This window comes from Buttiauxella sp. S19-1, from assembly GCF_022134725.1.
In the GTDB taxonomy this organism is placed as follows: Bacteria; Pseudomonadota; Gammaproteobacteria; order Enterobacterales; family Enterobacteriaceae; genus Buttiauxella; species Buttiauxella ferragutiae.
The window spans coordinates 1-22,074 of record NZ_JAHWLU010000083.1 but is presented as its reverse complement, the minus strand read 5'-3'; the positions used below and the strand labels follow the sequence as shown (position 1 = coordinate 22,074).

Genomic DNA, 22,074 nt, shown 5'->3' with positions numbered 1-22,074 from the left:
AAAGGTGAAACGGAGGGCTTAAGCTACGTCGGAAGATCGAGGTCTTCAGGTCGGATACAAGCTTCCTCCGTTTCATGTAACCGGTAGCTAACCAGCTACCGGTTCAAGATACAAGGTCGGATAAGCGTAGCGTCATCCGACAAAACTGACGCAAACGGTGGATGACGCAATCGCTTATCCACCCTACAACGACTCACGAAATCATGCACTTGTAGGTCGGATAAGCGCAGCGTCATCCGACAGCAATCGCTCATCCTATCCCAGTTGCTGAACAGCTTTTTCCAGCGCCTGGCGTAGCAATTGACGGTCGTGACGATAGCGAATATCACAGGCTTCCAGAGGCTCCTGAATCACCACACGGTCGGTGATTTCAGCAACATCTACCTGCGGGCCAACCACCACGGCATCAATAATGCGCTTACCAACACGCTGTTCCATGATGTCCAGAGTTTGCCCAAGCGACAGGCTTGCCGCAGCGGTGCTTAATTCCTTGCCTAAATTACCGATAAACACCACCGGCGCAGGTGTGCGACGCAGCGCCTGATCCATATCTTCCAGCAGCAGTAACGGCATCAGGCTGGTATAAAAACTACCCGGGCCAATCAGAATCAAATCGGCTTCACCAATGGCCTGCAACGCTTCGCGTGTGGCGCGGGCTTGCGGGTATAACGACAACTCCTGCGGCGGTGAGGAAAGCTGGTCAATATTCACTTCCCCGTAAATAAAATGGCCATCTGCATCCGTCGCCATCAAATCCACTGGCTGTTCAGACATCGGAATCAGAAACGCATCCACTTTGAGAAGGTTACGAATCAGATTGATGGCTTCCAGAGGCCGCACGCTCAGGTGGTCAAGTGCCTTTAACATCAAGTTTCCAAGGTTATGCCCTGAAAGTTCGCCATTACCGCCAAAACGGTACTCAAACATGGCCGAAGCAACGCTCTGTTCAGTAATTAACTGATTTAAACAGTTACGCATATCGCCCCAGGCAATGCCACCTTCAGAGCGCCGGATTCTCCCGGTAGAACCGCCGTTATCAGTGGTGGTAACAATGCCGGTTAAACGGGAACCTAAAGAGGAGAGAGAGGACATAACCCTGCCCAGGCCGTGTCCACCGCCCAGTGCAACCACTCTATCCAAATCCGCAAGCGTACGATTGCGCATAACTTTTCCTTATGACGAACTATCGAAATAAGGTAGCGTAAAAGATCTCAAAATACGATCCTGGCTAGGGCGATAATGATGTATATCAAAGCAAAAGATCGCTTTTGGCGTAGTCTGTAGCGAAATTGAGCGATTGTCTCGCTATGTATATATTTATATAGCGAAAGCTGTTATGGCGTTGAACTCCATCACGCGCTACTATCGCTCTAACACACACTAAGCCTCTGGACCTAAGTCGAAAGATACGGTGCTTGGGCCGTGACCTTGAGTCACCAGGGTGCAGAAAGAAATGCCTGCATCTCCCGTATTTGGAAGGTGTACATGGCTACTCAACTTACCGACGCATTCGCTCGTAAGTTTTTTTACCTGCGTCTGTCTATTACCGACGTTTGCAATTTTCGTTGCAATTATTGCCTGCCGGATGGCTACAAGCCTCACGGTGTGGCAAATAAAAGTTTCCTCAACGTCGATGAAATTCGCCGCGTTACGCGCGCTTTCGCCGCCCTGGGTACTGAAAAAGTACGCCTGACGGGTGGTGAACCCTCTTTACGTAAAGACTTCACTGACATCATCGCTGCGGTACATGAAAACGCCAGCATTCGCCAGATTGCCGTAACAACCAACGGTTATCGCCTTGCGCGCGACATCCAACAATGGCGTGATGCCGGGCTGACGGCAGTGAACGTTAGCGTAGATAGTCTTGATGCTCGTCAGTTTCACGCGATTACCGGACAGGATAAATTCCGTCAGGTGATGGGCGGCATTGACGCCGCGTTCTCTGCCGGTTTTGAGCGCGTAAAAGTCAACACTGTGCTAATGCGTGATGTGAACCACCACGAACTCGATACCTTCCTTGCCTGGATCAAACCGCGTCCTATCCAGTTGCGTTTCATCGAATTGATGGAAACCGGCGATGGCGGCGAATTGTTCCGCAAACACCACATCTCGGGCAAAATCATTCGCGACCAGTTGTTGGCTCGCGGCTGGGTACACCAACTCCGCAGCCGTAGTGACGGCCCGGCGCAGGTCTTTTGCCATCCAGATTATCAGGGCGAAATTGGCCTGATCATGCCTTACGAAAAAGACTTCTGTGCCAGTTGTAACCGCCTGCGCGTCTCATCCGTCGGCAACCTGCATCTATGCTTATTTGGCGAGCAGGGCATTTCATTGCGTGATTTGCTGGCGAGCGACGAGCAAATCACGGAGCTTGAAGCGCGTATCGCTGAAGCCCTGACCCACAAAAAACAGACCCATTTCCTGCATGACGGTGAAACCGGCATTACCCAAAACCTGTCCTACATCGGCGGTTAAAATCATATACATAGGGAAATCTCAATGAGCCAGACGAGTAGTGAATTTATCCCGCTACATATTGCCATTCTGACTGTTTCAAGCCGCCGCGGTGAAGACGACGACACTTCAGGGCATTATCTGCGTGAGGCTGCCACTGACGCGGGCCACAAAGTGGTTGCCAAAGCGATTGTTAAAGAAAACCGCTACGCCATTCGCGCGCAGGTTTCTCAATGGATTGCTGAGGATGAAGTCCAGGTGGTGCTAATCAACGGTGGCACAGGTTTTACCGATGGCGACCAGGCGCCCGAAGCGTTACTGCCGTTGTTTGACCGTGAAATCGAAGGTTTTGGTGAAGTTTTCCGCATGCTCTCTTTTGAAGAAATCGGCACCTCGACGCTGCAATCTCGTGCCCTGGCCGGTATTGCGAATCGCACGCTTATTTTTGCCATGCCAGGTTCCACGAAAGCGTGCCATACCGCGTGGGAAAATATCATCCAGCCTCAACTGGATGCTCGCGTGCGCCCTTGTAATTTCCATCCACATCTCAAGAAATAAATTATGTCGCAACTGACTCATATTAATGCCGCTGGCGAAGCGCACATGGTTGATGTTTCCGCCAAAGCAGAAACCGTGCGTGAAGCGCGTGCCGAAGCGTTTATCACCATGGAAGCCGCAACATTAGCGATGATTATTGAAGGCAGCCATCATAAAGGTGATGTCTTTGCCACGGCGCGAATCGCCGGGATCCAGGCCGCAAAACGCACCTGGGATTTGATTCCTCTTTGCCACCCGCTAATGCTCAGTAAAGTCGAAGTCAATTTAGCGGCTGAACCTGAACATAACCGTGTGCGCATCGAATCTGTCTGCCGTTTGACCGGTAAAACCGGCGTGGAAATGGAAGCGTTAACTGCTGCGTCGGTTGCCGCGTTGACCATCTACGACATGTGCAAAGCGGTGCAGAAAGATATGGTGATCGGCCCGGTTCGCCTGCTGGCGAAAAGCGGCGGTAAATCTGGCGACTTTAAGGCGGATAGCAAGGTGGCAGAACATGATTAACGTGCTGTTTTTTGCCCAGGTACGTGAACTGGTTGATTGCGACAACCTGAAACTGGACGCGAGTTTTAGCAATGTCGAACAACTGCGCCAGAATCTGGCTGCGAAAAGCGAGCGCTGGGCGCTGGCGCTCGAGTCAGGCAAACTACTGGCTGCCGTCAACCAGACACTGGTAAGTTTCGATCACCCGCTAAGCGACGGTGATGAAGTCGCCTTTTTCCCTCCGGTCACAGGCGGTTAAAATGGAAAACACTCGAATCCGTGTCAGCCACGAGAATTTCAACGTCGGCGACGAATACCAGTGGCTCGCGCAGTGCGATGAAGACGGCGCGGTGGTGACGTTTACCGGCAAAGTACGCAATCACAATCTTGGCGATAGCGTGAGCGCATTGACGCTGGAACATTATCCGGGCATGACCGAAAAGGCGCTGGCGGACATTATTGAAGAAGCACGTCTTCGTTGGCCGTTACAGCGCGTTAGTGTGATTCACCGCATTGGTGAATTGTGGCCTGGTGACGAGATCGTGTTTGTTGGCGTGACGGGTGCGCATCGCAGTTCAGCGTTCGAATCCGCACAATTCATTATGGATTATCTGAAAACGCGCGCGCCGTTCTGGAAGCGCGAAGCCACGTCTGAAGGGGAGCGCTGGGTAGAAGCTCGCGAAACTGATAAGCAAGCGGCCAAACGCTGGTAACAAGCACCTTCATACAGTTGTGTTAATCTTAAAGTACAGGCCTTCGAGCCTGAAATTCGGTCAACGTAATTAACTTAAGGAAGCATCATGGATCGATTCCCACGTTCCAATGACACTATTGTCCAGCAGGCCCGTACTGGCTTGCAGGCATATATGGCACAAGTTTATGGCTGGATGACCTGCGGCCTGTTACTGACGGCATTTGTCGCCTGGTATGTGTCTGGCAATCAAGATCTAATCTTTTATATTTACTCTAATAAAATTGCTCTGATTGGGTTGTTTGTTGTGCAACTAGGGTTGGTCTTTGTTCTGTCGGGTATGATCCATAAGTTGAGTGCAGGGGCTGCCACTAGTTTGTTTATGCTCTACTCCGCTTTGACAGGATTGACTCTATCTTTCATCTTTATCGTCTATACCGCCTCATCCATAACAAGCACATTTATTGTTACTGCAGGCATGTTCGGTGCGATGAGCCTGTACGGTTACACCACCAAGCGTGATTTAAGCGGTTTTGGCAACATGCTGTTTATGGCACTGATCGGCATTGTGCTGGCATCGCTGGTGAACATTTGGCTGGAAAGCACGGCGATGATGTGGGCGATAACCTATATCGGCGTCATCGTGTTTGTCGGCCTGACGGCTTATGACACGCAAAAGCTGAAAAACATTGGTGAGCAAATTGATACTCGCGATACGCAAACCATGCGTAAGTACTCGATTCTTGGCGCACTGACGCTGTATCTCGACTTCATCAACTTGTTCCTGATGCTGTTGCGTATTTTCGGTAACCGCCGCTAAGTCCTGTCACCCTCATCCTACCCTTTCTTTTCCCCCTCTCCCGCAGGGAGAGGGCTGGGGTGAGGGTTGTTTTCTTCCAGGCTCTTCTCATTTTTCACCCGCATCGTCTTCGCCCGGCTCTCCAGCACTAAATAGCAAACAATCGCCAGCAGCAGTGGGGCAATAAAGTAAAGCATGCGATACGCCAGCAACGCGGCAATAATCGTCCCATTACTGACATGTTCACCCGCCAGCAACGCAATGAACACCGCCTCCAGCACGCCAATCCCCGCAGGAATATGCACAATGACGCCCGCAATACTGCTTACTAAAAGTACGCCTAAAACAAAGAAATAGTTGCTCCCCTGGCCCAGCAACAACCAGATAATCGCCCCCATCACCATCCAGTTACAGCTTGAAATCGCCATCTGCATCAGTGCGAATTTAAACGATGGCAACACCAGACGCTGGCCTTTGATCGTCATATGGCGATGCTTCGCAAAGGCACAAAACCACAGATAAACCGCGATGATCGCCAGTAGCACGCCGCCTAAAATGCGCAGCGTGGTTTCGTCTATGTACCAGTGAGCCGGTAATTGCACCACGCCAACGGTAAAAATCACCCCTGCCAACAGGATGTAACCCAGCCAGTTAGTGGAGATACTTAACGAGAAAATGCGCGTAATCGTGGCGCTCGGCAGGCCAAGGCGCGAATAAAGCCGGTAACGCATACCAATGCCGCCAACCCAGGTGCTCAATGTCAGGTTAAAGGCGTAACAGATAAACGACACCAGCATGACCTGCCGCTTTGCCAGTTTATGCCCGCAATACGCCCGCGCAAGCAGGTCGTAGCAGCCATAAATCAGATAACTCAGAATCACCAGACCGACCGCGCTAAACAGTGCCAGACGGTTGTAATTGCGGATCACTTCCCAAACTTCCGGCCAGTCCACTTTTGTGGCATACACCACCAACAGCACGATAACGGCAATAAAAAATAGCCAGGTGAGGATCTTCTTCGCTTTGCGCCATTTTGGGTGCGAGTGCGACATCAATATTTTACCCCCGGGTTTTCAGCCTCAACTTCTGTGTCTATTCGGTCCTGGGTTTCCAGTTGCGGCTGTGCTGGCGGCATCACCTGGGCAAGTTTTGGGGTGTGTGCGGGTAACCAGCCAACCATCGCCGGGAAGTGGCGCAAAAAGTGGAACGCCAGCACGCTTTTCCCCAGATTCCACCAGGTTCGTTTTGGTAGCATGGACTCGTCGACGGGCTGGCAATCCTGGGCTATCAGGCAGCTCAGGTTTTGGCGCAGAGTTTCGTTAAAGGTACGATCGTAAATAATCAGGTTGGCTTCAAGATTGAGCGACAAACTCAGCGGATCAAGATTGCTGGAGCCGACGGTTGCCCAGTGGTCGTCCATCAGCGCGACTTTGCCGTGCAGCGGGCGGCGCTGGTACTCGTAAATCTTCACACCCGAGCGCACTAAATAATTGTACAGCAGGCGAGCACCCACTTTGACAATCGGCATATCCGGCTCGCCTTGCACGATTAACTTCACTGAGACACCGCGTCGTGAGGCATTGCGCATCGCATGAAGCAGCCGGTAACCGGGGAAGAAATAGGCGTTAGCAATGATCACTTCACGCTTCGCTTTGCCGAGCATTTTCAGGTAATAACGTTCGATATCATCGCGATGCCGGTTATTGTCGCGCCAGACAAACAGCGCTTGCGCCTCTCCGGGTTTGAGGTTTTCTTGTGCGGGATTGCGGCGGCGATGCCACCAGTGGCGTTTGGTATCGTGACCCGGCAAGTTGGAAACCACGTACTGATAAATATCGTGTACCACTGGCCCTTCAACTTTGACCGAATAATCCTGTTTGGCTTCAGGGCCATAATCACTCATCTGTTCGGCGGAGTAATTAATGCCGCCGACAAACGCCACCGCGCTGTCGACCACCACGATTTTGCGGTGCATACGGCGGAACAAATTAGTGCGTATACCGAACAGCGGCGGACGCGGGTCATAATAGCGGAACATCACGCCAGCGCTTGTCAGTTCACTTACAAACTCATCGCTTAAATCCGGTGAACCGTAGCCATCCAGCAGAACTTCCACCCTAACGCCACGCTGAGCAGCATTCAGTAGTACGGCATGTAACTGCTTACCGACATCATCTTCAAACCAGATAAATGTTTCGAGCAGCACTTTGCTACGCGCCTGGCTGATGGCGGTAAACACCGCCGGGAAAAACTGGTCGCCATTTTCGAGTAACGAAATACAGTTGCCGTCACGCCAGCTATTTTTCATAGATGAATCTCCACCGCTAATGGCGCATGGTCAGAAAGATGCCGCCACTGTTGCAACGGCAGTGCAGTAGGGGCGCTGGCAGAGGCATTTTTTACATAAATCCTGTCCAGGCGCAGAACGGGAAAGCGGGCAGGGAAAGTGCGTGCCGGGCGGCCCGATGCACGGGTGAAGACTTCATCCAGGCCGGTTTGCCTGAGTTGCTGATTGGCGCGTTGTTGCCAGTCATTGAAATCACCGGCCACCACCACTGGCTCGCCTTCAGGGAGTTCATTCACCAGTTGGCAAAGCATGTTGAGCTGGGCCTGGCGGTGCGCGTCACGTAAACCGAGATGCACGCAAATGACATGGGCTCGAATATTCGCGCCGGGAAGGTTTATCTGGCAGTGCAGCATGCCGCGTTTTTCGTGGCCTTCGACCGAGATGTCGCGGTTATCAAAATGGCTGATGGGGAAACGTGATAACACGGCATTGCCGTGATGGCCTTCGGGATAAACCGCGTTGCGCCCATAAGCGAATTCGCTCCACGTGCTATCGGCGAGGAATTCGTAATGGCTGGTTTCCGGCCAATTTTCGACCTGCAGGGAGTGGGCTTCGTGAGCGCCCATCACCTCCTGCAAGCAGACAATATCGGCAGAAACGGCGCGTACCGCGTCGCGCAACTCCGGCAAAATGAAGCGCCTGTTGAGTGCGGTAAAGCCTTTATGTGTATTAATTGTGAGCACTTTAAAGGAAAAGTGCTGAGTCTTGTTACCCATGCTTCTCCCGGCATTGTTATCATCGCGTTGAAAATAAAGTGTAGTCTCTGTCACAAATAGGTGTCGGGTTACAGAATTTTCCGCATACTGCGGTACTCTGAATGACAGGAATTAGTGGCCAGGAGAGAAATTAATGAAATGGCAACAACGTGTACAAGTGACTACAGGCCTAAGCTGCTGGCAAATAATGCTGCATCTTTCAGTGCTTTGTGTGCTGCTCGTTGGCTGGAAAACTGCCTCCCTCATACCGGTCGGCATTGGGTTATGTTTGCTGTATGTCGCAACAGTTATCCTGATGTTCGCCCTGCAACGTGTTCGTACAGGGCGCTTACGTGATATTGGTGATTTTCTTGAAGAGCTGACTACCACCTGGTATTTCGGCAACGCGATGATTGTGCTGTGGCTGTTGTCACGCGTGGTCGAGAATAAATTCCTGCTGGCAGGAGCCGGGCTGGCGATGATTGCCGGGCCGATTATTTATTCGCTGTTCGCCAAAGATAAAACCTCAGGCGATTTTGCGCCGAAACATCCAGTACGCCGCTGAACCCGTAGTGGCTGCTATCACCAATAGCGGCCACACACTTCCCCAGACAATGTCAAAACTCGCGTTCTTCAAATAAATCTGCTTAGTGATGTCAGTGAAATGCCGAATCGGGTTTACCCACGTCAGGTTTTGCAGCCACACCGGCATGTTCTCGACCGGTGAAACATAACCCGACAGCAAAATCGCCGGCATCATAAAGACAAACACGCCAATAAATGCCTGCTGTTGCGTCGAACACAATGACGAAATCAGCAAACCAAAGCCCACCAGTGACAAACCGTAAATCAGCATCGTGAAGTAAAACAGCAACAGCGAGCCGGAAAACGGAATGTGATAACCCCAAATCCCGACGCCCAGCACAATGGTTGCCTGGCCAATCGCCACGATTTGCGCGGGTACGGCTTTACCAACAAAAATCTGCCAGGTGGCGAGTGGCGAAACCAACAGCTGATCGAGCGTGCCTTGCTCACGTTCGCGCGCCACGGAAAGTGAGGTGACAATCATCACGCCAATCGTGGTAATCATCGCAATCAACGATGGCACCACAAACCATTTATAATCCAGATTCGGGTTATACCAGTTGCGCACCACCAGCTCGCTGTTGTTCGGTTTTGGCTGCCCGGACACCAGTTCCTGTTGGTAATTCTTCACAATTTGCTGGAGGTAATTGGCGGCAATCTGCGCACTGTTCGAGTTACGCCCATCAAGAATGATTTGCAGTTTTGCTTGCTGCTGGCTGGCAATATCACGCGAGAATTCTGCCGGGAAGCGAATCAGCAGCAGCGCTTTTTGGTTGTCGATAGTTGGCTGGATCTCTTGCGGGCTTTTCAGCAACAGCACATGGCTGAATGCTTTGGCGCGGGCAAAACGCTGGGTCAGTTCAACGGAGTGGCTGCCGTTATCTTCGTTGTAAATCGCGATAGTGGCGTTAGTCACTTCAAGCGTGGCGGCGAACGGAAACAGCACCACTTGCAACACCACCGGCAGAATCAAAATCGCCCGCGTTTGTGGCTCGCGCAACAGGGATTGCAGCTCTTTGCGTATTAATGTCCAGAGTCGATATAACATCGCTTTTCCCTAATCAAGACGGCGCTTGGTTTTGATGGCCGTCAGGCCGATAAACATCACCGCCGAGGCAATTAAAAACAGCACGTTGATAACCAACACGGTCGTAATATTCCCCGCCAGGAACAGGCTTTGCAGGGTGCTGACGAAATAACGCGCCGGAATGACATAGGTCACCGCGCGGATAATCGCTGGCATGCTGTCAATCTGGAAGATAAACCCAGACAACATAATCGACGGCAAGAAGGCAGCATTTAACGCCACCTGGGCGGCATTAAACTGGTTACGGGTAATCGTCGAAATCAGCAGCCCCATACCGAGTGTGCTGAGCAAAAACAGACTGGTGATGAAGAATAAAATAAGCAATGAACCGCGATACGGCACGTCGAGAATAAACACCGACACCAGCATACACAGCAGCATTGCCAGCATCCCTAACACGTAATAGGGCAGCAGTTTGCACAGCAGTAGTTCGGTGCGCGTGACTTGCGTTGAGAGCAGGGCTTCCATAGTGCCGCGCTCCCATTCCCGTGCCACTACCAGCGAAGTCAGAATTGCGCCAATCACCGTCATGATGATGGTCACAGCACCTGGGATGATAAAATGTTGGCTGATGGCCGCCGGGTTGAACCAGTAACGCAACTGCACATCGATCAGCGGTTCAAACTTTTCCCCGCGATCTTCCGCCCGCTGTTGCTGCCAGATTTGCCAAATCCCCTCCATATAACCCTGCACGAAATTGGCGGTGTTCGGCTCGCTGCCATCGGTAATCACCTGTATCGGCGCGCTGGCACCTGCACGCGCCATGTTTTGCGCAAAATCGGTTGGGATCACCACCAGCCCGCGAATTTTTCCCGCCTGCATTAACTGAATCAGGTGCTGGCGATTATCGCTCACCGTCGGGTCGATATAGGGGGATGCGGTAATGGTGTGGGCGAAAACCAGCGCTTCTTCGCTTTGCTGCTCCAGTAACACCCCGACCCGCAGACGGCTGGAATCGAGGTTGATGCCATAGCCAAAAATAAACAGCAACAACAGTGGGATCACCACCGCAATCAACCAACTACTCGGGTCACGCACTATCTGGCGCGTTTCTTTCACGCACAGGGCTCGCACCCTTCGCCAGGAAACGGCCTGGTTATGCTCGCTCATTTTCGTGCTCCTTATCCCATTGATGGATAAGCGTAATAAACGCTTGCTCCATGGTCGGGTCAGTTTGCTCGTTGTTGGCGGCTTGTTCTTTCAGAGCGTCTGGCGTGCCGCTGGCAATCAGCTTGCCGCGATACACCAGCCCAATACGGTCACAGTATTCGGCTTCATCCATAAAGTGGGTGGTCACCATCACCGTGACGCCTTTTTCCACCATGCTGTTGATGTGCAACCAAAATTCGCGGCGCGTAATCGGGTCAACGCCCGAGGTCGGTTCATCAAGAAACAAAATATCCGGTTCGTGCATCAGCGAGCAGGCCAGTGCCAGGCGCTGTTTAAAGCCGAGGGGCAGGGCATCCGTGGCGCTGTTCATAATCGGTTGCAGGTTGAACGCGTCACTCATGCGGTTAATTTTCTCCTCCTGGGCTTTGCCGCGCAGGCCATACACGCCGGAGAAAAAACGCAGGTTTTGCGCCACGGTGAGGTTGCCGTAAAGCGAAAATTTTTGTGCCATATAACCCAGGTGCTGGCGAGCCTTGCCGGAACTGGTTTTTAAATCCATATCCAGCACCAGCGCTTTGCCGGAAGTGGGCACCAGCAAGCCGCACATCATTTTAAAGGTGGTGGATTTCCCGGCTCCGTTTGGCCCCAGCAGGCCGAAAATTTCACCACGCTGGACGGTGAAATCCACGTTATCGGTGGCAGCGAAATCACCGAACTTTTTGGTCAGCGCTTCGGCTTTGATCACCGTTTCACCCTGGGTGCCTTCCACAGTATGGAGGATTTTCCCCAGCGGAGATTCTTGTGTCGCCGCACCACCGAGCAGGTCGATAAACGCATCTTCAAAACGCGGCTCGGTTTGTACGATGCTTTCAGGCCGGAGATCGAGCGCCTGGCTGAGTTCGTCAACGGTCGACCCTTTTGCGAGGATCAGGCGCACCGAACGCCCCTGAATCACGCCGTCGCTGACCTGCGGCAATTTGAGCGCGCGTTGTAGCAACTTGCGGTTATTCTCCTCGCTGTGGCTAACCAGCAGCGATCGCCCCGCCATTTGTTGGGTTAATTCCTTCGGCGCACCGTGATACAACAGCTCGCCTTCGTTCATCAGCAACACGTCGCGGCACTGTTCGGCTTCGTCGAGGTACGAGGTGCTCCACAGAATCAACATGCCGTCACCGGCCAATTCGTGCACCATTTGCCACAACTCGCGGCGTGAAATCGGGTCAACGCCGACACCGGGTTCATCAAGCAACAGCACTTTAGGCTGGCCGACTAACGTACAGGCGAGGCCGAGTTTCTGCTTCATGCCGCCGGATAGCTTCCCTGCGAGGCGGGTGGTAAACGGGCCTAGGGCGGTAAACTCCAGCAACCGCTTAAACGTCTCTTCACGTTCTTGCCCGGTGACGCTGCGTAAATCGGCGTACAGCGTCAGGTTTTCCATCACCGTTAAATCTTCATACAAGCCAAATTTTTGCGGCATGTATCCCAGAACCGCATGCAGGGCGCGGTCGTCTTCGATAGGATCCAGGCCAATGACGCTTGCAGTTCCTTCGGTCGGTTTCAGCAAACCTGCCAGCATACGCATTAAAGTGGTTTTCCCCGCGCCATCCGGGCCGACCAGACCAGTGACCGAGCCGGTATGAATCTCGCATTCAAGGCTCGCCACCGCAGGCTTTTGCTGGCCGGGAAACTGTTTCATCAACCCTTGCAGGCGGATGATGCCCTCCTGGCTACTCATGCGCTTTCTCGTCGTTGAATTTCACGGTAACCGGCATGCCCTGGCGCAGCGAGTCGTCAGCATCGGTGACAATAATCCGCAGGCGATACACCAGGTCGGTACGCAAGTCCGGCGTTTCGACGGTTTTCGGCGTGAATTCAGCGGTGGGAGAGACAAAACCAATTTTGCCGTGATACGGCTTATCCGGGCGGCCATCGGTATACACCAATAACTCGGTGCCGGGTTTCGCCTGGTTCAGACTCACTTCGTTAACGTAAGCACGCACCCAAACCGGGCGGGTGAGGGAGAGGGTTAATACGGTACTCCCTGCATTGAGCATGCTGCCGGGTTCAACGGCGCGGGTCAGCAAAGTGCCATCTGATGGGGAAACCAGCGTGGTGTCTTGCAAATCCAGTTGTGCCTGGGCGAGCTGGGCTTTAGCTTGTTGTAAGCTGGCCTGCGCCTGGGCAATTTCCTGCGGGCGGTTACCGGTGCGGTACTGGCTTAATTTATCGCGTGCTGCTTTCAGCGTCGCTTTGGCCTGCTCGCTGGATGAACGGGCATTTTCCAGATCGTTGGCTGAAATTACCCGGCGCGCCCACAAACCTTGCTGGCGTTGATAAAAGTTCTGCGCGTAATCGAATGCCGCCTGCGCCTGATTCACCTGAGCGGCAACCTGGGCGATTTCTTCGTCACGATAACCGGCGATAATCAGGTCAAATTTGGCCTGCGCTGCAGCGACATTGGCTTGCGCCTGAAGCAGGGCGTTTTGATATGGCCCCTGGTCCAGTTCACCCAGCGTTTCACCTGCTTTAATCGCATCGCCTTCATCCACCTGTAACGCGGCCAAACGCCCGCCGACGCGGAAGCTCATATTGACGGTGCGGATATCCACGTTGCCGTACAACGTTAACCCTTGATCCTGTTGGCTTTTGTACCACATCCAGCCTGCAATCCCTGCGGCGATAAGCACCACAATTGACACGATAATGATCGGCTTTTTACTTTTCATTGCCGGTTTTCCCTCGTTGATTCGCTAACCCTTGCAAAATGAAATCGATATGGCTGCCGACCACATCGCTGATTTTCTTAACATTTTCACTATCAAATGTTGACCATCCGGCGCGCAGCAGAATGGTTTCTCGTCCCAGCCGGAAAGCCAGAATCTGCCCAAGCAGCGCATGAGTATGGAGAATCGTTTCGGTGTCATTGGGGCTTCTATCGGTATAACGCCCGACGAGGCTGGTCAGATGGGTGTGCATCGGAGCAATCACCTGCTGGTGAATGAGCTGATAAGCCGGTGTGGGTGAGAGCTGCTCGCGGGAGATAAACTTGCTGAGATTCAGCGTTTCATCGGCAGTCAGCAGGATAATCATGTGATTGCAGGCAGTATGTATCAGCTGGCGAATCTGTGATTTATCCGTTTGCGGCAGGCGTAAAAGGGCCTCGGCGCGTTCGACGTGCGGCTTGAAATTAAGCGTGATGAAGTCAGCTATTGATTGCGCACAGGCCATATACAGCTCTTCCTTTGAGCCAAAATAGTAGGTGATGGCGGCAATGTTTTGCCCGGCTAGTGCGGCGATATCGCGCGTAGTAGCGTGTAAGCCGTACTCACCAAATTGCGCGAGAGCTGCAGCAATCAGGGTCTTTTTTGCCTGCTCACCGCGGGTTGTGACAGGCGTCGGTGTTGCGTTCATACCGACCTCTTAAAAAGTTAATCAATCGATTGATTAAGAGTAGGCTCGATGTGATTACCTGTCTAGTCCGATATATTTATCTTGTGAATGCGTAAGAAAATAGAATTTGTGCGCAAAATCACAAAACCTGTTACACTGCGCGGCTTACGGCACCGTGGTTTGTGCCCCTCTCTCGCGCCAGAATGACTGGCGTCATATGAACCCCTGGAAACTACACCGCACCTCGCGGTCAGGGCGATTCTGGAGTACCTATGTCTTTTGATTCTCTCGGCCTGAACGCCGATATTCTGCGTGCAGTGGAAGAGCAAGGCTATCGTGAGCCTACCCCTATTCAACGTCAGGCGATTCCGGTTGTTTTAGCTGGTCGCGACCTGATGGCCAGTGCCCAAACCGGTACCGGCAAAACCGCAGGCTTTACCCTGCCGCTGTTGCAGCGCCTGGTAGACAAACAGCCGCATGCGAAAGGCCGTCGCCCGGTGCGCGCGCTGATCCTGACGCCAACCCGTGAGCTTGCCGCTCAGATTGGCGAAAACGTGCGTGACTACAGCAAATATTTAGATATCCGTTCGCTGGTGGTTTTCGGCGGCGTGAGCATTAACCCGCAGATGATGAAACTGCGTAGCGGCGTTGATGTGCTGGTGGCAACACCTGGCCGTCTGTTAGATCTGGAACACCAGAACGCCGTGAAACTCGACCAGGTAGAAATCCTGGTGCTGGACGAAGCCGACCGCATGCTGGACATGGGCTTCATTCACGATATTCGTCGCGTGCTGGCTAAACTGCCTGCGCGTCGCCAGAACTTGCTGTTCTCTGCGACCTTCTCTGATGACATTAAAGGGCTGGCTGAAAAGCTGTTGCATAACCCGGAAGAAGTCTCTGTTGCGCGTCGTAACACCGCGTCAGAGCAAGTGACTCAGCACGTTCACTTCGTTGATAAGAAACGTAAAAGAGAACTGCTGTCACAGATGATTGGCGAAGGTAACTGGCAGCAAGTGCTGGTGTTTACCCGTACCAAACATGGTGCCAACCACCTGGCTGAACAGCTCGGCAAAGATGGCATTACCGCAGCGGCAATTCACGGTAACAAGAGCCAGGGCGCGCGTACTCGTGCATTGGCTGATTTCAAAAACGGCGGCATTCGTGTGTTGGTTGCGACCGACATCGCGGCACGTGGTCTTGATATCGAAGAGCTGCCACATGTTGTGAACTACGAGCTGCCGAACGTACCGGAAGATTACGTTCACCGTATTGGCCGTACTGGCCGTGCGGCGGCAACGGGTGAAGCGCTGTCTTTGGTGTGTGTCGATGAACACAAACTGTTGCGTGACATCGAACGTGTGCTGAAGCGTGAAGTTCCGCGTATGGCGATCCCTGGTTATGAAGTTGACCCATCTATTCCTGCTGAGCCGATTGTGAACGGTCGTCAGCAGCAGCGTGGCGGTGGCGGTCGTGGAAACGGCGGCGGTCAAGGCCAGGGTCAACGTCGTGGCGGTAATAGTGGCGGTGCATCCTCCGATCGCAGCAGTGCTCCACGTCGTCCATCACGCCCACAGGGTGATGGTGCCGGGAAACCTGCTGGTGCGAATGGTCGTCGTCGTCCAGCGCGTAAGCCTGCTTCCGCATAATTAATTTATAACGCCCTCTCCCTGAGGGGACTGGATTCCTCCCTCTCCCTCAGGGAGAGGGTTGGGGTGAGGGTGGTTTTAAGACCCATTCAAGAGGTGCTAACATAGCGCCTCTTTTTTTTACCGGAAAAACGCTATGCGTGTACTGCTTGCGCCAATGGAAGGGGTTCTCGACTCGCTGGTTCGGGAACTGCTTACCGAGGTGAATGACTACGACTTGTGTATCACCGAGTTCTTGCGCGTGGTCGACCAGCTTTTGCCGGTAAAATCGTTCCATAAACTTTGCCCTGAACTTCATCATGCCAGCCGCACCACTTCGGGTACGCTAGTACGAGTCCAGTTGCTGGGGCAGCATCCGCAATGGTTAGCTGAAAACGCCGCGCGCGCTGTGGAACTGGGTTCCTGGGGCGTCGATCTCAACTGCGGTTGCCCGTCTAAACTGGTCAACGGCAGCGGCGGTGGAGCCACACTGCTCAAAGACCCCGATCTGATTTACCGTGGTGCAAAAGCAATGCGTGAAGCGGTGCCTGCACACTTGCCGGTGACGGTAAAAATCCGCCTCGGTTGGGACAGCGATGCGCGTCAGTTTGAAATTGCTGATGCGGTGCAACAGGCTGGAGCCACGGAACTTACCGTTCACGGGCGCACTAAAGAAGACGGATACAAAGCCGAACGCATCAACTGGGCGGCGATTGGTGAAATACGCAAGCGCTTGTCGATTCCGGTGATTGCTAACGGTGAAATCTGGGACTGGCAAAGTGCGCAAGACTGCATGGCAGCAACCGGCTGCGATTCGGTAATGATTGGCCGTGGGGCGCTTAATGTACCCAATCTAAGCCGCGTGATTAAATATAACGAGCCGCGTATGCCGTGGCCGGACGTGGTGAAATTACTGCAAAAATATAGCCAGCTAGAAAAGCAGGGCGATACCGGGATGTATCACGTTGCACGTATAAAACAGTGGTTGGGGTATTTACGTAAAGAATATATTGAAGCCACCGAATTATTTACTGAAATTCGCAGCTATAAAACTTCTGCGACAATTAGCCAGGCAATTAACAGTTTATAATTATAGGTGTCGCTAATTGGTTAAAAAATTAGAGTGCGGTCACAGACTATTTAAATAAACATTGCCGTACATTCGCTGGCGTTTATTATCGTCAGCGTAATAGATTATTGGATTGTTACTGCTCAAGCAGGCAAAACCTGATTCTCCTTATTTAAGGAGGGTCGGGTTTTTTTGTTTTTGTCAGAAGGCAATTCGCAATTAAGTTACTGATTGCATTACCTCTGGGACTCTTATATGGATATTAAATCGCACTATGTACTCACCACGGTGTTGCTGGCGCCGTTAGTATTTCCTTTTTATGCGCAAAGTAGCGCAAAGCTATCCGTTGAACAGCGTCTGGAAATGCTGGAAAAGGATTTACAGGAAACTAAAAAAGAACTGCAATATTATAAGTCACAAGAACAAATTAATCGTAAAAACATTTCTGATATGAATGTATTTGCTAAGCAAACGACGCGACCAGACCAGGTATTAGTAGCAACAACTTCACCATCAACCTCGCAGGAATCTGAGAAAACCACGCCACAAATTTCGGCAATGACCATGAGTGACCTGAGCAAATTTGTGAAGGAGGATATTGGCTTTAGCTATAACGGCTATTTCCGCTCTGGCTGGGGAACCACTACGGAAGGCGCACCAAAATCCTGGGCTATTGGTTCATTAGGCCGCTTAGGGAACGAATACAGCAGCTGGTTTGATTTAAAAGTGTCACAACGGGTCTACAACGAAGGGGGTAAAACGGTTCATGCCGTAGTGCAGCTGGATGGTAACGTCGGCCAGCAATATTCCGCCGGCTGGTTTGGCGATAACGCTAATAACGAAAACTACCTCCAGTTTTCAGATCTTTATGTTAACACTAAAGGCTTTTTACCCTTTGCGCCTGAAGCTGATTTCTGGGTCGGTAAGCACCAGTTACCGATGTATGAAATCCAGATGCTGGACTGGAAAACTCAGCGCACCGATGGCGGTGGCGGGCTGGGGATTCAGGACATGAAACTGGGTAGCGGCAAACTGGATATTGCCTTAATACGTGAAGATATTGACGGTTATAACCAGGATCTCAGCAAATCACAGAAACTGAATGTTAATACTATTGATGCTCGTTATAAGTCGATCCCGCTGTGGGATAAAGCTGAGCTTATGGTCAATGGCCGCTATGCGATGGCGAACCAGAGTGACATGCAGAATAATAACGAAGACAAAAATGGCTATTATCGCTGGAAAGATACCTGGATGGTCGGCACTGCGCTGAAACAAAATTTCGACAACGGTGGCTTTAACGAATTTAGCTTCCTTGTGGCAAATAACTCTTTAGCCAGCAGTTTTGCCCGTTACTCAGGTTCCAGCCCTTACACCTCATTTAATGGGCGTTATTATGGTGAGCATACCGGTGGTACCGCATTAAGACTTGTCTCACAGGGTGAAACTTATTTACGTGACGATATTATTCTGGCTAATGCACTGGTTTATTCTCGGGGTGAGGATGTTTATAGCTATGAAACTGGAGCACATACAGATTTTGAAAGTGTCCGTGCCGTGATTCGCCCAGCGTATATCTGGAGTAAATATAATCAGACGGGTATCGAATTAGGCTATTTCAACCAGAAGAATACTGACCAGATGGGCAATGAATTTACTGAGTCAGGTTATAAAACTACGCTCTATCACGCATTAAAAGTGAACACCAGCATGTTAACTTCTCGTCCAGAAATACGATTCTATGCTACTTATATTCATTCACTGAATAATGAACTGGATAATTTTAGTTTTGCAGATGAGAAAAATGATCAGCTGGCGATTGGCGCTCAGGCTGAAGTGTGGTGGTAATAAGGGAATATGATGAAAATTAAACTGCATTATTTATCGTTAGTTATCGTGAGTCTGCTGGGCATACCCGCAACTCAGGCGGCCACGTTACCTTCTTCGCCTGCGGCAACCGTGCCCGTTAGCCAATACATCACTGGCCTGAATAATGATAACTCAGTAACGTTTCGCTTGTTTGCACCTGGCGCAAAACGCGTTTCGGTCGTTACCGGCAGCACACCAGAAAGCCAGCAGTCCCACGAGATGACGCGCGACGAAAGCGGTGTCTGGTCGTGGAGTAGCGCGCAGCTTAAGCCAAACCTCTACGAATACTATTTTGATGTGGATGGCTTTCGCAGCATCGATACCGGCAGTCGCTTCACCAAGCCTCAACGCCAGGTAAACACTAGCTTGATTCTTGTTCCAGGCAGTATTTTAGATGAGCGCGCGGTTCCGCACGGGGAACTGAGAACGCTGGCGTACCACTCGAAGGCATTGCAGGCCGAACGCCAGGTCTATGTCTGGACGCCACCGGGCTACAAGCCAGGTGGTGAGCCGCTGCCGGTGCTCTATTTCTACCATGGTTTTGGCGATACCGGCCTGTCGGCTATTACGCAGGGGCGCATTCCACAAATCATGGATAACCTGCTGGCTGAAGGCAAAATCAAGCCCATGCTGGTCGTGGTGCCGGATACCGAAACCGACATCCAGCTGGCGGTGGCGGAAAACTTCCCGCCAGTTGAACGCCGCAAAAATTTCTACCCGCTCAATGCCGCTGCTGCGGACAAAGAGTTGATGCAGGACATTATTCCGCTTATCGACAGCCGCTTTACTACGCGCAAAGACGCGGCGGGCAGGGCGTTAGCGGGTTTATCGCAAGGCGGTTACCAGGCACTGGTTTCAGGAATGAGCCATCTGGATAGCTTTGGCTGGCTGGCAACGTTTAGCGGTGTTAGCACCACAACCGTGCCAAACGAGGCTGTTTCACGTCAACTTGCCCAACCGCAGGCTATCAACAAGCAGTTACATAACTTCACCTTAGTGGTCGGTGAAAAAGACGGGGTAACGGGCAAAGATATCGCCGGTTTGAAAAGCCAGCTTGAACAGCAAGGGGTAAAGTTTACTTATAAACAATATCCTGGGCTGGGGCACGAGATGGACGTCTGGCGGCCTGCGTATGCGGAATTTGTGCAGCAGCTATTTGTTACCCCGCAGCGGTAAACTCGCGACAGCCGTCACGCTTTGCTGTTTGTGGCATTGAGAGGCGAAACGAAACTGGTACAGTGGCCGGACTGGATTGTTACTGCTTTTGCAGGCAAAACCTGATTTTCTGGCCTGTGCCGGAGGTCAGGTTTTTTTGTTTCTGGGGTTTCTATGAAGATCGCCAAAATACTCAATAACAACGTAGTGGTGATTCTGGACGAACACGGACGTGAACAAGTGGTGATGGGCCGTGGTCTTGGCTTCCAGAAACAGGTGGGTGAACCGCTTGAAAAGGAGAAAATCGAGAAGGTTTTTGCCCTGCAAAGCGATGAGCTGGTGGCGCGTTTAGGCGAACTGTTAAGCCAAATCCCGCTGGAAGTGATGACCACCTGCGACCGTATTATCGAGCTTTCGCGCCAGCGTTTAGGCAAATTGCAGGACAGTTTGTATATCACGCTGACCGATCACTGCCACTTTGCTATTGAGCGGCAAAAGAAAGGGATGGCGATTCGCAATGTGCTGTTGTGGGAGATAAAACGTCTCTATCCCAAAGAGTTTTTGCTCGGTCAGGAAGCACTGGCAATCATCGATAAACGCCTTAATGTTCAACTGGCGGAAGATGAAGCCGGGTTTATTGCGCTGCATTTGGTTACGGCGCAACTGAACAGTGAAATGCCTGAGGTGATGCATGTCACCCGCGTGATGCAGGAAATATTGCAGATCGTGAAGTACCAGCTACGCTTTGAGTACGATGAAGATAGCTTGAGTTATCAGCGCTTTGTCACACACTTGAAATTTTTCGCCCAACGTATGCTGAGCCGCAACGTGGTGGCCGATGATGATGCAACGCTGCATGCTGCGGTGAAAGATAATTATCCTCGCGCCTGGAAATGTGCTGAAAAGATTAGCCACCATTTGGTGACGGAATATCAGCGTGAGCTGACGACCGAGGAAATTATGTTTCTCGCCATTCACATTGAGCGAGTCCGTAAAGAGAGTCTTAAAGTTTAAGTATCACGCGTCGCAAGGCGTGCAATTAAAAAATGGATTGTTACTGCCGCGATTGCGGCAGGCAAAACCTGAGCACTGGTTTCCTTAACGGGAAACGAGTCTCAGGTTTTTTTTTGAAATTTACTCATGTCGCACGTCGCCTGAGGGCGAAAAGTGGAAGGAAGAATCATGGCGTATCAAGAAGTTGCGAAGGATATTCTGGCCCATGTCGGTGGGCGCGAGAATATTGCGAGCCTGGTGCATTGCGCCACGCGGCTGCGTTTTAAGCTCAAAAACCATAAAAATGCTGATGCCGAAGCGCTGAAAAAAAATCCTGGCGTGATCATGGTGGTGGAAAGCGGTGGTCAGTTCCAGGTGGTGATTGGCAACCATGTACACGATGTGTACAACGCGGTTCGCGCCGCCGCAGGGCTCACGGATGAGAGCGAACCCTCGCTGCAAGTCACGGGGGAGAAAGCCAGTATCTTCGGGAAATTGATTGATATTGTCTCGGCGATATTTACCCCGTTCCTCGGTGTGATGGCAGCCTCCGGTATTTTGAAAGGTGTGCTGGCGCTGGCGGTAGTTTGCGGCTGGCTTTCGACGGATAGCGGCACTTATAAGCTTTGGTTTGCGGCGAGTGATGCGCTGTTCTACTTCTTCCCGCTGGTGCTGGGTTACACCGCCGGTAAGAAATTCGGCGGCAATCCGTTTCTTACCATGGCGATTGGTGGCGCTCTGACGCATCCGGTGGTGCTGCAAGCGTTTGAGGCAACCAGCCAGGTTGGTGCGGTTCACGAGAATTTCCTTGGCATACCGATAACCTTTATTAATTACAGTTCATCAGTCATCCCGATTATTTTTGCTGCGTGGGTGAGTTGCTGGCTGGAGAAGCAGTTCAACAAACGGCTGCCATCTGCGGTGCGTAATTTCTTTACGCCGTTGTTTTGCCTTGCCATCACCGTTCCACTGACATTTTTGCTGATTGGCCCGGCGGCGACCTGGCTGAGCCAGAGTCTGGCCCATGGTTATCAGGCGATTTATACCTTTGCTCCGTGGCTGGCGGGCGGATTCATGGGGGCTGTCTGGCAGATTTGCGTCATCTTCGGCCTGCACTGGGGTTTAGTCCCACTGATGATCAACAATTTGAGCGTACTGGGATACGAC

Annotated in this window: 22 protein-coding genes and 1 riboswitch; of the genes, 13 read left to right on the top strand and 9 right to left on the bottom strand. The window is 51.9% G+C overall.

The genetic code is table 11. The features are described from left to right. Positions 1 to 255: 255 nt before the first annotated feature. Complete coding sequence (gene yvcK, locus MES37_RS17010; RefSeq protein WP_064548497.1) at positions 256 to 1,164, bottom strand: uridine diphosphate-N-acetylglucosamine-binding protein YvcK; 909 nt, start codon at positions 1,162 to 1,164, stop codon at positions 256 to 258. Between the two features lie 205 nt (positions 1,165 to 1,369). Next, positions 1,370 to 1,498, top strand: a riboswitch (molybdenum cofactor riboswitch). On the opposite strand from yvcK, the gene moaA reads away from it, so the two are divergent. From moaA to MES37_RS16980, 6 genes are all read left to right on the top strand, one after another. After that, on the top strand, positions 1,486 to 2,475 hold the full coding sequence (gene moaA / locus MES37_RS17005) for a GTP 3',8-cyclase MoaA (RefSeq protein ID WP_237932117.1): 990 nt from the start codon (positions 1,486 to 1,488) through the stop codon (positions 2,473 to 2,475). (Overlaps the previous riboswitch by 13 nt.) A gap of 24 nt (positions 2,476 to 2,499) precedes the next feature. Further along, on the top strand, positions 2,500 to 3,012 hold the full coding sequence (moaB, locus tag MES37_RS17000) for a molybdenum cofactor biosynthesis protein B (protein WP_064548493.1): 513 nt from the start codon (positions 2,500 to 2,502) through the stop codon (positions 3,010 to 3,012). A 3-nt stretch (positions 3,013 to 3,015) separates the two neighbouring features. Beyond that, a complete protein-coding gene (gene moaC / locus MES37_RS16995) occupies positions 3,016 to 3,513 on the top strand; it encodes a cyclic pyranopterin monophosphate synthase MoaC (RefSeq protein ID WP_064548491.1) in 498 nt (165 codons plus the stop codon). Next, positions 3,506 to 3,751 (top strand): molybdopterin synthase sulfur carrier subunit, encoded by a 246-nt coding sequence (moaD, locus tag MES37_RS16990; RefSeq protein WP_121814010.1) that lies wholly within the window; start codon positions 3,506 to 3,508, stop codon positions 3,749 to 3,751. Before moaC ends, moaD begins: the two co-directional genes overlap by 8 nt. 1 nt (position 3,752) lies before the next feature. Then, positions 3,753 to 4,205, top strand: coding sequence for a molybdopterin synthase catalytic subunit MoaE (gene moaE, locus MES37_RS16985; RefSeq protein WP_064548487.1), 453 nt, complete (start codon positions 3,753 to 3,755; stop codon positions 4,203 to 4,205). Between the two features lie 87 nt (positions 4,206 to 4,292). Then, complete coding sequence (locus MES37_RS16980) at positions 4,293 to 5,003, top strand: Bax inhibitor-1/YccA family protein (RefSeq protein WP_237932115.1); 711 nt, start codon at positions 4,293 to 4,295, stop codon at positions 5,001 to 5,003. Between the two features lie 17 nt (positions 5,004 to 5,020). Here the strand turns inward: MES37_RS16980 and MES37_RS16975 are convergent, their stop codons facing one another. Genes MES37_RS16975 through MES37_RS16965 form a run of 3 tightly spaced genes read right to left on the bottom strand, consistent with a single transcriptional unit; the run spans position 5,021 to position 8,045 of the window. Continuing rightward, a complete protein-coding gene (locus tag MES37_RS16975) occupies positions 5,021 to 6,034 on the bottom strand; it encodes a lysylphosphatidylglycerol synthase domain-containing protein (protein ID WP_237932113.1) in 1,014 nt (337 codons plus the stop codon). Further along, on the bottom strand, positions 6,034 to 7,290 hold the full coding sequence (clsB, locus tag MES37_RS16970; RefSeq protein ID WP_064548480.1) for a cardiolipin synthase ClsB: 1,257 nt from the start codon (positions 7,288 to 7,290) through the stop codon (positions 6,034 to 6,036). Before clsB ends, MES37_RS16975 begins: the two co-directional genes overlap by 1 nt. Then, on the bottom strand, positions 7,287 to 8,045 hold the full coding sequence (locus MES37_RS16965) for an endonuclease/exonuclease/phosphatase family protein (protein ID WP_237932111.1): 759 nt from the start codon (positions 8,043 to 8,045) through the stop codon (positions 7,287 to 7,289). The genes clsB and MES37_RS16965 overlap by 4 nt, the downstream gene beginning before the upstream one ends. Positions 8,046 to 8,178: 133 nt before the next feature. On the opposite strand from MES37_RS16965, the gene MES37_RS16960 reads away from it, so the two are divergent. Beyond that, on the top strand, positions 8,179 to 8,589 hold the full coding sequence (locus MES37_RS16960; RefSeq protein WP_064548476.1) for a YbhQ family protein: 411 nt from the start codon (positions 8,179 to 8,181) through the stop codon (positions 8,587 to 8,589). Here the strand turns inward: MES37_RS16960 and MES37_RS16955 are convergent. From MES37_RS16955 to cecR, 5 genes are read right to left on the bottom strand one after another with little or no spacing between them, the layout of a single operon-like run. Continuing rightward, positions 8,551 to 9,657: an ABC transporter permease gene (locus MES37_RS16955; protein ID WP_064548474.1), complete on the bottom strand. Its 1,107-nt coding sequence runs from the start codon at positions 9,655 to 9,657 to the stop codon at positions 8,551 to 8,553. The two genes, MES37_RS16960 and MES37_RS16955, sit on opposite strands and share 39 nt — an antisense overlap. 9 nt (positions 9,658 to 9,666) lie before the next feature. Further along, complete coding sequence (locus MES37_RS16950; protein ID WP_237932109.1) at positions 9,667 to 10,806, bottom strand: ABC transporter permease; 1,140 nt, start codon at positions 10,804 to 10,806, stop codon at positions 9,667 to 9,669. Further along, a complete protein-coding gene (locus tag MES37_RS16945; RefSeq protein WP_232887316.1) occupies positions 10,793 to 12,541 on the bottom strand; it encodes an ATP-binding cassette domain-containing protein in 1,749 nt (582 codons plus the stop codon). Before MES37_RS16945 ends, MES37_RS16950 begins: the two co-directional genes overlap by 14 nt. Then, on the bottom strand, positions 12,534 to 13,532 hold the full coding sequence (gene hlyD / locus MES37_RS16940; RefSeq protein WP_064548467.1) for a secretion protein HlyD: 999 nt from the start codon (positions 13,530 to 13,532) through the stop codon (positions 12,534 to 12,536). The genes MES37_RS16945 and hlyD overlap by 8 nt, the downstream gene beginning before the upstream one ends. After that, entirely contained in the window at positions 13,522 to 14,217 is a 696-nt protein-coding gene (cecR, locus tag MES37_RS16935; RefSeq protein ID WP_064548465.1) for a transcriptional regulator CecR, read from the bottom strand. Before cecR ends, hlyD begins: the two co-directional genes overlap by 11 nt. Positions 14,218 to 14,468: 251 nt before the next feature. On the opposite strand from cecR, the gene rhlE reads away from it, so the two are divergent. The 6 genes from rhlE to MES37_RS16905 form a co-directional block, all read left to right on the top strand. After that, entirely contained in the window at positions 14,469 to 15,842 is a 1,374-nt protein-coding gene (gene rhlE / locus MES37_RS16930) for an ATP-dependent RNA helicase RhlE (protein WP_237932107.1), read from the top strand. A gap of 136 nt (positions 15,843 to 15,978) precedes the next feature. Continuing rightward, positions 15,979 to 16,911, top strand: a complete 933-nt coding sequence (gene dusC / locus MES37_RS16925) for a tRNA dihydrouridine(16) synthase DusC (RefSeq protein ID WP_064548461.1) — start codon at positions 15,979 to 15,981, stop codon at positions 16,909 to 16,911. A 234-nt stretch (positions 16,912 to 17,145) separates the two neighbouring features. Beyond that, positions 17,146 to 18,738, top strand: coding sequence for a carbohydrate porin (locus tag MES37_RS16920; protein WP_133522456.1), 1,593 nt, complete (start codon positions 17,146 to 17,148; stop codon positions 18,736 to 18,738). A gap of 12 nt (positions 18,739 to 18,750) precedes the next feature. Then, positions 18,751 to 19,935 (top strand): alpha/beta hydrolase-fold protein, encoded by a 1,185-nt coding sequence (locus MES37_RS16915; RefSeq protein ID WP_232887313.1) that lies wholly within the window; start codon positions 18,751 to 18,753, stop codon positions 19,933 to 19,935. Positions 19,936 to 20,088: 153 nt separating this feature from the next. Further along, positions 20,089 to 20,928: a BglG family transcription antiterminator LicT gene (licT, locus tag MES37_RS16910; RefSeq protein ID WP_064548455.1), complete on the top strand. Its 840-nt coding sequence runs from the start codon at positions 20,089 to 20,091 to the stop codon at positions 20,926 to 20,928. 168 nt (positions 20,929 to 21,096) lie between these two features. Then, on the top strand, positions 21,097 to 22,074 hold a 978-nt coding region (locus MES37_RS16905), incomplete at its 3' end, for a PTS transporter subunit EIIC (RefSeq protein ID WP_237932105.1).